Below are 13,984 nucleotides of genomic sequence, written 5' to 3'. Positions count from 1 at the left end.
GGACATTTTATGATCAGTTCATTATGGATCGCCAAAACGGGCCTTGACGCCCAGCAAACCAATATGGACGTCATTGCCAACAACCTGGCAAACGTCAGTACTAACGGTTTTAAGCGTCAGCGCGCGGTGTTTGAAGATCTGCTTTATCAAACCATTCGCCAGCCGGGGGCACAGTCTTCCGAACAAACCACCTTACCCTCCGGATTACAAATCGGCACGGGGGTACGCCCGGTCGCCACGGAACGTTTACACAGCCAGGGCAACCTGTCGCAAACCAATAACAGTAAAGACGTCGCGATTAAAGGGCAGGGCTTTTTCCAGGTGATGTTGCCAGATGGCTCATCAGCCTATACCCGTGACGGCTCTTTCCAGGTGGATCAGAACGGGCAGCTGGTGACGGCCGGTGGTTTTCAGGTGCAGCCAGCGATCACCATTCCGGCGAATGCGTTAAGTATCACCATCGGTCGTGATGGCGTGGTCAGCGTAACCCAACAAGGCCAGGCAGCTCCGGTTCAGGTTGGGCAGCTCAATCTCACCACCTTTATGAATGACACCGGACTGGAGAGCATTGGCGAAAACCTCTACACCGAAACGCAATCCTCCGGTGCACCGAACGAAAGCACGCCGGGCCTGAACGGCGCGGGACTGCTGTATCAAGGGTATGTTGAAACGTCTAACGTCAACGTGGCGGAAGAACTGGTCAATATGATTCAGGTGCAACGCGCTTACGAAATCAACAGTAAAGCGGTGTCCACCACCGATCAGATGCTGCAAAAACTGACGCAACTCTAAGGCTTAACCGGTGGCAGGTTCACCGGTTTACTGATTTTTGAAGATGATAGCCATGCAAAAAAACGCTGCGCATACTTATGCCATTTCCAGCTTGTTGGTGCTTTCACTAACCGGCTGCGCCTGGATACCCTCCACGCCGCTGGTACAAGGGGCGACCAGTGCACAACCGGCTCCCGGTCCGACGCCCGTCGCCAACGGGTCTATTTTCCAGTCTGCTCAGCCGATTAACTATGGCTATCAACCGCTGTTTGAAGATCGTCGACCACGCAATATTGGCGATACGCTGACTATCGTGTTGCAGGAGAACGTCAGCGCCAGCAAAAGCTCCTCTGCGAATGCCAGCCGTGACGGTAAAACTAATTTTGGCTTTGATACTGTGCCGCGCTATTTGCAGGGGTTGTTTGGTAACGCTCGTGCCGATGTCGAAGCCTCCGGTGGTAACACGTTCAACGGAAAAGGCGGGGCCAATGCCAGCAATACCTTTAGCGGTACGTTGACGGTGACGGTTGACCAGGTACTGGTCAACGGCAACCTGCATGTGGTGGGTGAAAAACAGATCGCCATTAATCAGGGTACCGAATTTATTCGCTTCTCTGGCGTGGTTAATCCACGCACTATCAGCGGCAGCAATACCGTACCATCTACTAAGGTGGCGGATGCGCGCATTGAATACGTAGGCAATGGCTACATTAACGAAGCGCAAAATATGGGCTGGTTGCAGCGTTTCTTCCTTAACCTGTCGCCAATGTAAGTGAGGCTGTGGTGATTAAATTTCTCTCTGCATTAATTCTTCTACTGGTTATCACGGCGGCTCAGGCTGAGCGTATTCGCGATCTCACCAGTGTTCAGGGGGTAAGGCAAAACTCACTGATTGGCTATGGCCTGGTGGTGGGGCTGGATGGAACCGGTGACCAGACAACCCAGACGCCGTTTACCACACAAACGCTTAATAACATGCTCTCACAGCTGGGAATTACCGTTCCGACGGGCACCAATATGCAGCTAAAAAACGTCGCTGCGGTAATGGTGACAGCGTCACTTCCGCCGTTTGGACGCCAGGGGCAAACCATCGATGTGGTGGTTTCTTCCATGGGTAATGCCAAAAGCTTGCGTGGCGGTACGTTGTTGATGACACCGCTTAAGGGCGTTGACAGTCAGGTGTATGCGCTGGCGCAGGGCAATATTCTGGTTGGTGGCGCTGGAGCCTCCGCTGGCGGTAGCAGTGTTCAGGTGAACCAACTGAACGGTGGACGGATCACCAATGGTGCGGTTATTGAACGTGAATTGCCCAGCCAGTTTGGCGTCGGGAATACCCTTAATTTGCAACTTAACGACGAAGATTTCAGCATGGCGCAGCAAATCGCTGACACCATCAACCGCGTGCGTGGATATGGCAGCGCCACCGCGTTAGATGCGCGGACTATTCAGGTGCGCGTACCAAGTGGCAACAGTTCCCAGGTCCGTTTCCTTGCCGATATCCAGAATATGCAGGTTAATGTCACCCCGCAGGACGCTAAAGTAGTGATTAACTCGCGCACTGGCTCGGTGGTGATGAATCGCGAAGTGACCCTGGACAGCTGCGCAGTAGCGCAGGGGAATCTCTCGGTTACGGTCAATCGTCAGGCCAATGTCAGCCAGCCAGATACACCGTTTGGTGGTGGACAGACTGTGGTTACTCCACAAACGCAGATCGATTTACGCCAGAGCGGCGGTTCGCTGCAAAGCGTACGTTCCAGCGCCAGCCTCAATAACGTGGTGCGCGCGCTCAATGCGCTGGGCGCTACGCCGATGGATCTGATGTCTATTTTGCAATCAATGCAAAGTGCGGGATGTCTGCGGGCAAAACTGGAAATCATCTGATGATCAGCGACAGCAAACTACTGGCAAGTGCGGCCTGGGATGCGCAATCACTCAACGAACTAAAGGCGAAAGCGGGCGAAGATCCAGCGGCAAATATCCGTCCGGTGGCCCGCCAGGTGGAAGGGATGTTCGTGCAGATGATGTTGAAAAGCATGCGCGACGCTTTACCAAAAGATGGCCTGTTCAGCAGCGAGCACACTCGCCTGTATACCAGTATGTATGACCAGCAGATTGCCCAACAGATGACGGCGGGCAAAGGTCTGGGGCTTGCAGAGATGATGGTTAAACAGATGACGCCAGAACAACCATTGCCAGAGGAGTCCACGCCAGCAGCACCGATGAAATTCCCGCTCGAAACCGTGGTGCGTTATCAAAATCAGACGCTTTCGCAGCTGGTGCAAAAGGCCGTACCACGTAACTACGATGATTCGCTGCCGGGTGACAGTAAAGCATTCCTCGCGCAACTCTCGTTGCCCGCCCAACTGGCAAGCCAGCAAAGCGGTGTGCCACATCATTTGATCCTCGCTCAGGCGGCGCTGGAATCTGGCTGGGGACAACGGCAAATCCGCCGTGAAAACGGCGAGCCGAGTTATAACCTGTTTGGCGTCAAAGCCTCTGGCAACTGGAAAGGGCCAGTCACTGAAATCACCACGACTGAATATGAAAACGGCGAAGCGAAGAAAGTAAAAGCGAAATTTCGGGTCTACAGCTCGTATCTGGAAGCATTGTCGGATTACGTTGGGCTGTTAACACGTAATCCGCGCTACGCTGCCGTGACGACCGCCGCGAGTGCGGAGCAGGGGGCGCAGGCCCTACAGGACGCGGGCTATGCCACCGATCCTCACTATGCCCGCAAACTCACCAACATGATTCAGCAGATGAAATCGATAAGCGACAAAGTGAGCAAAACCTACAGTATGAACATTGATAATCTGTTCTGAATAACTCAAGTCCGGCGGGTCGCTGCCGATAATACTCTGTAATTGAAGGCTTATAAGGAACCTCCATGTCCAGCTTGATCAATAACGCCATGAGCGGACTGAACGCGGCCCAGGCGGCGTTAAATACGGCAAGTAATAATATCTCCAGCTATAACGTTGCCGGATATACCCGCCAAACCACTATTATGGCGCAGGCCAATAGCACGCTGGGCGCTGGCGGCTGGGTTGGCAATGGCGTCTACGTTTCTGGTGTGCAGCGTGAGTATGATGCATTTATTACCAACCAGTTACGTGCGGCGCAGACGCAAAGTAGCGGCCTGACTGCCCGCTATGAGCAGATGTCGAAAATCGACAATATGCTCTCCACCAGTACCTCTTCGCTGGCAACACAGATGCAGGATTTCTTCACCAGCCTGCAAACGCTGGTAAGTAACGCGGAAGACCCGGCAGCGCGCCAGGCGCTGATTGGGAAATCAGAAGGGTTGGTGAATCAGTTTAAAACCACCGATCAATATCTGCGCGACCAGGACAAACAGGTCAATATCGCGATAGGTGCCAGCGTTGATCAGATCAACAATTACGCTAAACAAATCGCCAGCCTGAACGATCAAATCTCGCGTCTGACAGGCGTGGGGGCAGGGGCGTCACCTAACAATCTGCTGGATCAACGCGATCAACTGGTGAGTGAATTAAACCAGATTGTTGGCGTAGAAGTTAGCGTTCAGGATGGTGGCACTTATAACATCACGATGGCCAATGGCTACTCACTGGTTCAGGGAAGTACGGCGCGGCAGCTGGCGGCAGTTCCTTCCACCGCCGACCCTTCGCGTACGACTGTCGCTTATATTGATGGGACGGCTGGCAATATTGAGATCCCGGAGAAATTACTGAATACCGGGTCGCTGGGCGGCATTCTGACATTCCGTTCTCAGGATCTGGACCAGACGCGTAATACGCTTGGACAACTGGCGCTGGCATTTGCCGAGGCTTTCAACACCCAACACAAAGCCGGATTTGATGCTAACGGCGATGCCGGTGAAGATTTCTTTGCTATCGGTAAGCCCGCGGTACTGCAAAACACGAAAAACAACGGTGACGTTGCGATCGGTGCCACGGTAACTGATGCCTCCGCGGTACTGGCGACAGATTACAAAATCTCGTTCGATAATAATCAGTGGCAGGTCACCCGCCTTGCCAGTAATACCACTTTTACGGTGACGCCGGATGCCAACGGTAAAGTGGCATTTGATGGTCTGGAGTTGACGTTTACAGGAACGCCTGCCGTTAACGACAGCTTCACACTGAAACCGGTAAGTGACGCCATCGTCAACATGGATGTATTAATCACCGACGAAGCGAAAATCGCCATGGCGAGCGCAGAAGATGCGGGTGATAGCGACAACCGCAACGGTCAGGCCCTGCTGGATCTGCAAAGCAACAATAAAACGGTGGGCGGTGCGAAATCCTTTAACGACGCTTATGCCTCATTAGTGAGTGATATCGGGAATAAAACCGCGACGTTGAAAACCAGTAGCGCCACGCAAGGTAATGTGGTGACGCAGCTTTCCAATCAGCAGCAGTCGATTTCCGGTGTCAATCTCGATGAGGAGTACGGAAATCTGCAACGTTTTCAGCAGTATTACCTCGTGAATGCGCAGGTTCTGCAGACGGCAAACGCGATTTTTGATGCGCTGATTAACATTCGCTAAGGGGAGATAAAATGCGTTTCAGTACCCAGATGATGTACCAGCAAAACATGCGTGGCATCACCAATTCTCAGGCAGAATGGATGAAGTACGGCGAACAGATGTCGACGGGTAAGCGAGTCGTTAACCCTTCAGATGATCCCATTGCTGCATCACAAGCTGTTGTTCTCTCCCAGGCACAGGCGCAAAACAGCCAGTACACGCTGGCGCGTACTTTCGCCACTCAAAAAGTGTCACTGGAAGAGAGTGTACTTAGCCAGGTCACCACTGCTATCCAGAATGCCCAGGAAAAAATTGTTTACGCCAGCAATGGCACCTTGAGTGACGATGACCGGGCCTCGCTGGCTACGGATATTCAGGGGCTTCGTGACCAGTTGCTGAATCTGGCGAACACCACTGACGGTAACGGGCGCTACATTTTTGCCGGTTATAAAACAGAGACTGCGCCGTTTAGTGAGGTTGACGGTGATTATGTCGGCGGAACAGAAAGTATTAAGCAACAGGTCGATGCTTCGCGTTCGATGGTGATAGGACATACGGGCGACAAAATTTTCGACAGTATTACCAGCAACGCGGTAGCGGAACCAGACGGTAGCGCTTCTGAAACCAATCTTTTTGCCATGCTGGATAGCGCCATCGCAGCCCTGAAAACGCCGGTCGCGGATAGCGAAGCGGATAAAGAAACCGCCGCTGCGGCACTGGATAAAACCAACCGCGGACTGAAAAACTCGCTGAACAATGTGCTGACTGTTCGCGCGGAATTAGGCACGCAGCTGAACGAACTGGAGTCGCTGGATTCATTAGGTAGCGATCGCGCTTTAGGGCAAACGCAGCAGATGAGCGATCTGGTTGATGTGGACTGGAATGCAACTATTTCATCTTACATCATGCAGCAAACGGCATTGCAGGCATCGTATAAAGCATTTACCGATATGCAGGGATTGTCGCTCTTCCAGCTCAACAAATAAGCTCGCTTTAAAACATATCATGAAACTGGGTATGTTTTGTCTGCCCGCTCCGGGATCGCCGGGGCGGGCATTTTTTTGCCTATTTTGTATTGTTGGTTAGCAAGGATGCCATTTGATGAATTTTAATATGTTGACTCAAAGATGAAATAAAAAAGCCCTGGCAGTTACCAGGGCTTGATTACTTGAGCTAATTATTACTCAACAGGTTGCGGACGCGCAGGAGCGGCAGATGCATGATGCGTTGCCGTATGACCACCTGCGGCACCTTTACCTTCGAAGGCGAAAGTAGGGCGCTGCCAGTCACTGTGACGCGGTGCTTCCGGAACATATTCCGGTGCCGGAGCGCGCGTCATCGGCGCGGTAGCGTGGTTATGCTCAACGGTGACCTCAGGTTCAACCGCAGCTACCGTTTCAACTTCTGCTGTGACTTCAGCGACGACTGGCGCGGCAGGTTGAGCAACAACTTCAGGTTCAGCAACCACAACCTCAGCAGTTTCGGCAACTTCTTCAATATCTGCCGTCTCTTCCTGCGGTTCAACCACCGGTTCTGCGTGTTCTGCAACTTCCTGGGCTACGGCAACATCAGACTCGGTAATCACCTGCGGCTGTTCAGTTACCGCGGCAGCAATCACTTCAGGATGCGTCGTTTCAACCACTTCCGGTTGCGGTTCGGTAACCTGAACGGGGGCTTCTACGACTTCAGCCACTTCTTCAACAACTGGCGTGCTAACAACAGGTTCGGCAGCGGCGGCGACAGGGACCTCAGTCACCATCGGCTGCACTTGTACTTCTTCCTGTTCGCGCTGCTCTTCAACCTGTACATCTTGCGGACGTACAATTGGATAGCGGATCCAGACTTTGCCAGAGGCCAGTTCCGGAGACGCGCACGCTACGGTCAACGGCATTGGCGACTGGGTTGGATAACGCTCGTCACGATAGCGACGACGACGCTGACCACTTACGCGCAGGTGACGAGGCGAGCGGCGAGAACGACGCGGCATGCCACCGTTGTCACGGTTATCAGCATTGTTCTCTTCTTGCTGTTCTGGTGCAGTTTGCGCTACGACTGGCAGCGGAACTTTCACCAATTCTGTGCGTGGGGCTGCCGCTTCCTGAACAATTGGTTCGGCTGCGACAGTTTCTTCAACCACCGGTGCGACTACCGCTTCTTCGGCTACGCTTTGCTCGTAACGCACTTTCTGATTGAGCTGACGCTGTTTACGACGCGGCTGAACCGGACGTACACGTTCTTCCTGTTCGGTTTCCTGAACAGATTGCTCTTCAACATTCAGCGCCTTCACTTCTTGTTGCGCCTGACGTTTATCATCGTTACGGCGGCGGCTACGTTCACGACGCGGCGTTTGCTGCTCGTCGGTGGTACGCGCTTTTTCCGTTACCTCTGCCTGCTGACGGCTCTCACGCGTCTCGGCAGTCTGCTGCTGTGCCTGGCGACGATTACGACGGTTTTCTTCGCGATTATCGCTGCCTTCAGTACGTTCACTACGAGGGTCGCGGCGCTCATTACGGTCACGGCGGTTGTTCTGACGAGGCTTGCGACGATCCTGTTGACGTTCCGGTTTCGCTTCTGCTTTCGGTGTTGGTTGCTCGGACGGTTTGGTTTCTTCACCACCGCTGAACAGCGCTTTCAGTGCGCCGAAGAAGCGGCTCAACAGCCCAGGTTGGGCAGGAGCGGCTGGTGTTGCCGGTGCAGATTTAGGTGCTGGGGCTACGACAGGCGCGGCAGGTTCAGCTGGCGTTGGTGCTGGCGGCACATCCGGCATGGCAAAGGTTGCCAGCGCAGGTTGTTCCGGACGCTTACGTTCAGCGAACTCTTCTTCAGACGGCAGCGCCATCGCTTCTTCATGCAGCTTCGGCAGCATGTAGCTTAAGGTTGGGGTTTCTTCCCCTTTGCGCACGCGCAGCACATGGTAGTGCGGGGTTTCCATCTGATCGTTTGGCACAATCACACAGCGTACGCCGTCCTGACGAGTTTCAATCGCATTTACCGCAGAACGTTTTTCATTCAGCAGGTAAGAAGCAATTGGCACAGGAACAATGGCGTGAACTTCCTGGGTGTTCTCTTTCAGCGCTTCTTCTTCGATCAGACGCAGAATAGAGAGCGACAGCGATTCGTTGTCACGAACGGTACCGGTACCGGAGCAGCGCGGGCAGACGTGATGGCTGGATTCACCCAGTGATGGGCTCAGGCGCTGACGGGACATTTCCAACAGGCCAAAGCGAGAAATATGGCTGATTTGAATACGCGCACGGTCCTGACGCACCGCTTCACGCAGACGGTTTTCTACCGCACGCTGGTGGCGTACAGGCGTCATGTCGATGAAGTCGATAACAATCAGGCCGCCGAGGTCACGCAGGCGCAGCTGACGAGCAATCTCATCGGCAGCTTCGAGGTTAGTGTTAAACGCGGTTTCTTCGATATCGCCGCCGCGGGTCGCGCGTGCGGAGTTGATGTCGATGGCCGTTAACGCTTCGGTGCTGTCGATAACAATCGAACCACCGGATGGCAGACGAACTTCACGCTGGAAGGCGGACTCGATCTGCGACTCGATCTGGTAGTGGCTGAACAGCGGGATCTCGCCGGTGTACAGTTTGATTTTGCTGCTGAAATCCGGGCGGCCTAATGCAGCGATATGCTGACGTGCCAGTTCGAGCACTTTCGGGTTATCGATAAGGATTTCGCCGATGTCCTGGCGTAAGTAATCGCGGAATGCGCGAACGATTACGTTGCTCTCCTGATGAATCAGGAACGGAGCCGGGCGGCTTTCAGCGGCTTTTTTGATGGCTTCCCAGTGTTTCAGACGGAAGCTTAAATCCCATTGCAGCGCCTCAGCAGATTTGCCGACGCCAGCGGTGCGCACGATAAGCCCCATGCCTTCCGGCAGTTCAAGGCTTGCCAGTGCTTCTTTTAATTCGGTACGGTCGTCGCCTTCGATACGACGAGAAATACCGCCCGCGCGCGGGTTGTTCGGCATCAGAACCAGATAGCTACCCGCCAGACTGATAAAGGTGGTTAATGCCGCGCCTTTGTTGCCGCGCTCTTCTTTATCGATCTGAACAATGACTTCCTGACCTTCACGCAACACATCTTTAATGTTGGGACGACCATGAGCACTGTAGTTAGCAGGGAAATATTCGCGGGCAATTTCTTTTAGTGGGAGGAAACCGTGACGTTCAGCGCCGTAATCAACAAAAGCAGCTTCCAGACTCGGTTCAATGCGGGTGATTTTACCTTTGTAGATGTTTGCCTTTTTCTGCTCGTGCCCTGGACTTTCGATATCCAGGTCATACAGACGCTGCCCATCTACAAGGGCAACGCGCAACTCTTCCTGCTGAGTTGCGTTGATTAACATTCTTTTCATCGTAACTTACTCATTATTCTTACATTGACGACTAAGCTGCGGGCAAAGTAACGCCTTTCCGGGTGTGAACCGATGGCCTCGTGTCTAGTCGCGTCGCCAACCTCACGGTTATCGTCAGCTCAAAGAGGCGCAGAGTGTCGGTTGCCCGTTTTTCATGCGGAAAAACAGCGCAATTATCAAAGAAACAGACTGGGTATTACTCTCCAGAAATATTTCCATCTACCGGTAAGGACTGCAACCCGCAGCCCGCTAACTGCCTGAAAGATCAATACGTCTTACGCCATTGCTGCGTGGATGATCGGTCGGGCAAAATGGGTTATTCCGTAAAATTTCTTGTTTTAACAAGGATGGACACGGAAACGGCCTCATTATTCCACTGCAAGCCTTGTTATAGCAAGATGACTTTTACCATTTATCACCCGCTTACTCACAGTTTTTTCACTTCTTGCTGGTGATTGGTTTAATAACCATCAATAAAGTGATCACCTAGTGAAGTAATAAGGTGTAAAACTAAATATAAGCATAGAAAAATGAGTGGCGCGAATCCTGTTGGCTAATTAGAATCGCCCACCATGAAAACAGAGACTCCATCCGTAAAAATTGTTGCTATCACCGCTGACGACGCGGGGCAACGTATCGACAACTTTTTGCGTACCCAATTGAAAGGCGTACCAAAAAGTATGATTTACCGTATTTTGCGTAAAGGCGAAGTGCGGGTGAACAAAAAACGTATTAAGCCTGAATATAAACTCGAAGCGGGTGATGAGGTGCGTATCCCACCGGTTCGCGTTGCTGAGCGGGAAGAAGAGGCGGTTTCGCCACATCTGCAAAAGGTGGCGGCGCTGGCGGACGTCATCTTATATGAAGATGATCATATCCTGGTGCTGAATAAACCTTCCGGTACGGCGGTACATGGCGGCAGTGGTTTAAGCTTCGGCGTTATTGAAGGTTTGCGGGCGTTGCGCCCGGAAGCGCGGTTCCTTGAACTGGTTCATCGTCTTGACCGGGACACCTCAGGTGTGTTGCTGGTAGCGAAAAAACGCTCGGCGTTGCGTTCTCTGCATGAGCAATTACGTGAAAAAGGGATGCAAAAAGATTACCTGGCGCTGGTGCGCGGTCAGTGGCAGTCGCATGTGAAGAGCGTCCAAGCGCCGTTACTGAAAAATATTCTGCAAAGCGGCGAACGTATCGTGCGTGTGAGTCAGGAAGGCAAACCGTCGGAAACACGCTTTAAAGTGGAAGAGCGCTATGCATTTGCCACCCTGGTGCGTTGTAGCCCGGTAACAGGGCGTACTCATCAGATCCGTGTGCATACACAATATGCGGGTCATCCGATTGCCTTTGACGATCGCTACGGTGACCGTGAATTTGACAGACAGCTCACTGAAGCAGGCACGGGATTAAATCGCCTGTTCCTGCACGCCGCAGCGTTGAAGTTTACTCATCCGGGGACCGGTGAGGTGATGCGTATTGAAGCGCCGATGGATGAAGGTTTGAAGCGTTGTTTGCAAAAGCTGCGTAACGCGCGCTAATACAAGCATATAAACCTGATAATGGGCGGTTGGCCTGATAAGGCGTTTACGCCGCATCAGGCCGCCAGCACCGATTGCCGGATGCGAAGTAACCGCATCCGGCGCAAAAAACTATCCCATCAGCGGGTTTTTCCCTTCCCGACGTAACATCTGACACAGCGCGATTAGCGGTAAACCAACCAGCGTGTTAGGATCACGCCCCTCTAAACGCTCAAACAGCGTAATGCCAAATCCTTCACTCTTAAAGCTACCCGCGCAGTGCAGGGGATGCTCTTTACGCACGTAATTATCAATCTCCGCCTCGCTCAGGTGACGGAAATGGACGTCAAAAGGCTCCACTTCTGTTTGTAGATGCCCATTCGCCGAATTAAACAACGCCAGTCCAGTATAGAAGGTGACGATATTGCCGCTGGCTTTGCGTAATTGCAGACGGGCATTTTCTTCCGTTAACGGTTTACCGGTGATTTCGCCATCAAGAACACATACCTGGTCTGAACCAATAATTAAATGATCCGGATAACGTGACGCCAGAGATTGCGCTTTTTCTTGTGCCAGTCGAAGCACCAACTGTCGCGGTGATTCGTCGCTGCGTGGAGTTTCGTCGACCTCGGGTGCTGCACATTCAAAAGAGATTTGCAGTTTTTCCAGAAGAGCGCGACGCCAGGGCGAGGTGGAGGCTAAAATAAGTTTAGGCATATTTTTTTCCATCAGATATAGCGTATTGATGATAGCCATTTTAAACTATGCGCTTCGTTTTGCAGGTTGATGTTCGTTATCAGCACTGAACGAAAATAAAGCAGTAACCCGCAATGTGTGCGAATTATTGGCAAAAGGCAACCACAGGCTGCCTTTTTCTTTGACTCTATGACGTTACAAAGTTAATATGCGCGCCCTATGCAAAAGGTAAAATTACCCCTGACTCTCGATCCGGTTCGTACGGCTCAGAAACGCCTTGATTACCAGGGTATCTATACTCCTGATCAGGTTGAGCGCGTCGCCGAATCCGTAGTCAGTGTGGACAGTGATGTGGAATGCTCCATGTCGTTCGCTATCGATAACCAACGTCTCGCAGTGTTAAATGGCGATGCGAAGGTGACGGTAACGCTCGAGTGTCAGCGTTGCGGGAAGCCGTTTACTCATCAGGTCTACACAACGTATTGTTTTAGTCCTGTGCGTTCAGACGAACAGGCTGAAGCACTGCCGGAAGCGTATGAACCGATTGAGGTTAACGAATTCGGTGAAATCGATCTGCTTGCAATGGTTGAAGATGAAATCATCCTCGCCTTGCCGGTAGTTCCGGTGCATGATTCTGAACACTGTGAAGTGTCCGAAGCGGACATGGTCTTTGGTGAACTGCCTGAAGAAGCGCAAAAGCCAAACCCATTTGCCGTATTAGCCAGCTTAAAGCGTAAGTAATTGGTGCTCCCCGTTGGATCGGGGATAAACCGTAATTGAGGAGTAAGGTCCATGGCCGTACAACAGAATAAACCAACCCGTTCCAAACGTGGCATGCGTCGTTCCCATGACGCGCTGACCGCAGTCACCAGCCTGTCTGTAGACAAAACTTCTGGTGAAAAACACCTGCGTCACCACATCACTGCCGACGGTTACTACCGCGGCCGCAAGGTCATCGCTAAGTAATCACGCGTCTGCGTGATGAAGCTTAGTGAGGATTTTCCCCAGGCAACTGGGGAAAGACCAAACCGGGCGGCGACGATACCTTGACACGTCTAACCCTGGCGTTAGATGTCATGGGAGGGGATTTTGGCCCTTCCGTGACAGTGCCTGCAGCATTGCAGGCACTGAATTCTAATTCGCAACTCACTCTTCTTTTAGTCGGCAATCCCGACGCCATCACGCCATTACTTGCTAAAGCTGACTTTGAACAACGTTCGCGTCTGCAGATTATTCCTGCGCAGTCAGTTATCTCCAGTGATGCCCGGCCTTCGCAAGCTATCCGCGCCAGTCGTGGGAGTTCAATGCGCGTGGCCCTGGAGCTGGTGAAAGAAGGTCGAGCGCAAGCCTGTGTCAGTGCCGGTAATACCGGGGCGCTGATGGGGCTGGCAAAATTATTACTCAAGCCCCTGGAGGGGATTGAGCGTCCGGCGCTGGTGACGGTATTACCGCATCAGCAAAAGGGCAAAACGGTGGTCCTCGATTTAGGGGCCAACGTCGATTGTGACAGTACAATGTTGGTGCAATTTGCCATTATGGGCTCAGTTCTGGCTGAAGAGGTGGTGGAAATTCCTAATCCTCGCGTGGCGTTGCTCAATATTGGTGAAGAAGAAGTAAAGGGTCTCGACAGTATTCGGGATGCCTCAGCGGTGCTTAAAACAATCCCTTCTATCAATTATATCGGCTATCTTGAAGCCAATGAGTTGTTAACTGGCAAGACAGATGTGCTGGTTTGTGACGGCTTTACAGGAAATGTCACATTAAAGACGATGGAAGGTGTTGTCAGGATGTTCCTTTCTCTGCTGAAATCTCAGGGTGAAGGGAAAAAACGGTCGTGGTGGCTACTGTTATTAAAGCGTTGGCTACAAAAGAGCCTGACGAGGCGATTCAGTCACCTCAACCCCGACCAGTATAACGGCGCCTGTCTGTTAGGATTGCGCGGCACGGTGATAAAAAGTCATGGTGCAGCCAATCAGCGAGCTTTTGCGGTCGCGATTGAACAGGCAGTGCAGGCGGTGCAGCGACAAGTTCCTCAGCGAATTGCCGCTCGCCTGGAATCTGTATACCCAGCTGGTTTTGAGCTGCTGGACGGTGGCAAAAGCGGAACTCTGCGGTAGCAGGACGCTGCCA

At 52.5% G+C, this 13,984-nt stretch carries 12 protein-coding genes; 10 read left to right on the top strand and 2 right to left on the bottom strand.

Annotation, left to right across the window (positions count from 1 at the left end; translation table 11 throughout):
- Nucleotides 1-9 precede the first annotated feature (9 nt).
- The 6 genes from flgG (at nucleotide 10) to flgL (ending at nucleotide 6,267) form a co-directional block, all read left to right on the top strand.
- On the top strand, nucleotides 10-792 hold the full coding sequence (gene flgG / locus C4F37_RS00255; RefSeq protein ID WP_000625837.1) for a flagellar basal-body rod protein FlgG: 783 nt from the start codon (nucleotides 10-12) through the stop codon (nucleotides 790-792).
- Between the two features lie 52 nt (nucleotides 793-844).
- Complete coding sequence (flgH, locus tag C4F37_RS00250) at nucleotides 845-1,543, top strand: flagellar basal body L-ring protein FlgH (RefSeq protein ID WP_001773889.1); 699 nt, start codon at nucleotides 845-847, stop codon at nucleotides 1,541-1,543.
- An 11-nt stretch (nucleotides 1,544-1,554) separates the two neighbouring features.
- Complete coding sequence (flgI, locus tag C4F37_RS00245; protein WP_000589300.1) at nucleotides 1,555-2,652, top strand: flagellar basal body P-ring protein FlgI; 1,098 nt, start codon at nucleotides 1,555-1,557, stop codon at nucleotides 2,650-2,652.
- Nucleotides 2,652-3,593, top strand: a complete 942-nt coding sequence (gene flgJ / locus C4F37_RS00240) for a flagellar assembly peptidoglycan hydrolase FlgJ (RefSeq protein ID WP_001305885.1) — start codon at nucleotides 2,652-2,654, stop codon at nucleotides 3,591-3,593. The genes flgI and flgJ overlap by 1 nt, the downstream gene beginning before the upstream one ends.
- 65 nt (nucleotides 3,594-3,658) lie before the next feature.
- The gene (gene flgK / locus C4F37_RS00235; protein ID WP_001773890.1) at nucleotides 3,659-5,302 is read left to right on the top strand and encodes a flagellar hook-associated protein FlgK; all 1,644 of its coding nucleotides are present in this window, start codon (nucleotides 3,659-3,661) and stop codon (nucleotides 5,300-5,302) included.
- Nucleotides 5,303-5,313: 11 nt separating this feature from the next.
- Nucleotides 5,314-6,267, top strand: a complete 954-nt coding sequence (gene flgL / locus C4F37_RS00230) for a flagellar hook-associated protein FlgL (RefSeq protein ID WP_001538559.1) — start codon at nucleotides 5,314-5,316, stop codon at nucleotides 6,265-6,267.
- Nucleotides 6,268-6,461: 194 nt separating this feature from the next.
- On the opposite strand, the gene rne is transcribed toward flgL, so the two are convergent.
- A complete protein-coding gene (gene rne / locus C4F37_RS00225) occupies nucleotides 6,462-9,647 on the bottom strand; it encodes a ribonuclease E (RefSeq protein ID WP_001538560.1) in 3,186 nt (1,061 codons plus the stop codon).
- A gap of 572 nt (nucleotides 9,648-10,219) precedes the next feature.
- Between rne and rluC the strand changes: the two genes are divergently transcribed.
- Complete coding sequence (gene rluC / locus C4F37_RS00215; RefSeq protein ID WP_000846326.1) at nucleotides 10,220-11,179, top strand: 23S rRNA pseudouridine(955/2504/2580) synthase RluC; 960 nt, start codon at nucleotides 10,220-10,222, stop codon at nucleotides 11,177-11,179.
- 111 nt (nucleotides 11,180-11,290) lie between these two features.
- Here the strand turns inward: rluC and yceF are convergent, their stop codons facing one another.
- Entirely contained in the window at nucleotides 11,291-11,875 is a 585-nt protein-coding gene (gene yceF / locus C4F37_RS00210) for a 7-methyl-GTP pyrophosphatase (protein WP_001125202.1), read from the bottom strand.
- 198 nt (nucleotides 11,876-12,073) lie between these two features.
- On the opposite strand from yceF, the gene yceD reads away from it, so the two are divergent.
- From yceD to plsX, 3 genes are all read left to right on the top strand, one after another.
- A complete protein-coding gene (gene yceD, locus C4F37_RS00205) occupies nucleotides 12,074-12,595 on the top strand; it encodes a 23S rRNA accumulation protein YceD (RefSeq protein WP_001174481.1) in 522 nt (173 codons plus the stop codon).
- 51 nt (nucleotides 12,596-12,646) lie between these two features.
- Nucleotides 12,647-12,820 carry a 50S ribosomal protein L32 gene (rpmF, locus tag C4F37_RS00200; RefSeq protein WP_000290727.1) on the top strand — a complete coding sequence of 58 codons (174 nt, stop codon included), beginning with the start codon at nucleotides 12,647-12,649 and terminating at the stop codon, nucleotides 12,818-12,820.
- Nucleotides 12,821-12,900: 80 nt separating this feature from the next.
- Nucleotides 12,901-13,971: a phosphate acyltransferase PlsX gene (plsX, locus tag C4F37_RS00195; RefSeq protein WP_071590017.1), complete on the top strand. Its 1,071-nt coding sequence runs from the start codon at nucleotides 12,901-12,903 to the stop codon at nucleotides 13,969-13,971.
- Nucleotides 13,972-13,984: the final 13 nt, after the last annotated feature.

Source organism: Escherichia sp. R1 (genome assembly GCF_003000935.1).
Taxonomy (GTDB): Bacteria; Pseudomonadota; Gammaproteobacteria; order Enterobacterales; family Enterobacteriaceae; genus Escherichia; species Escherichia coli.
The sequence above is the reverse complement of the archived record's forward strand: the minus strand, read 5'-3'. Positions and strand labels throughout refer to the sequence as shown.

Coding starts and splice junctions, on each gene's coding strand:
- rluC (WP_000846326.1), top strand. CDS start 10,220: ATGAAAACAGAGACTCCATCCGTAAAAATTGTTGCTATCACCGCTGAC.
- yceF (WP_001125202.1), bottom strand. CDS start 11,875: ATGCCTAAACTTATTTTAGCCTCCACCTCGCCCTGGCGTCGCGCTCTT.
- flgK (WP_001773890.1), top strand. CDS start 3,659: ATGTCCAGCTTGATCAATAACGCCATGAGCGGACTGAACGCGGCCCAG.
- flgG (WP_000625837.1), top strand. CDS start 10: ATGATCAGTTCATTATGGATCGCCAAAACGGGCCTTGACGCCCAGCAA.
- flgH (WP_001773889.1), top strand. CDS start 845: ATGCAAAAAAACGCTGCGCATACTTATGCCATTTCCAGCTTGTTGGTG.
- rne (WP_001538560.1), bottom strand. CDS start 9,647: ATGAAAAGAATGTTAATCAACGCAACTCAGCAGGAAGAGTTGCGCGTT.
- flgL (WP_001538559.1), top strand. CDS start 5,314: ATGCGTTTCAGTACCCAGATGATGTACCAGCAAAACATGCGTGGCATC.
- flgJ (WP_001305885.1), top strand. CDS start 2,652: ATGATCAGCGACAGCAAACTACTGGCAAGTGCGGCCTGGGATGCGCAA.
- rpmF (WP_000290727.1), top strand. CDS start 12,647: ATGGCCGTACAACAGAATAAACCAACCCGTTCCAAACGTGGCATGCGT.
- yceD (WP_001174481.1), top strand. CDS start 12,074: ATGCAAAAGGTAAAATTACCCCTGACTCTCGATCCGGTTCGTACGGCT.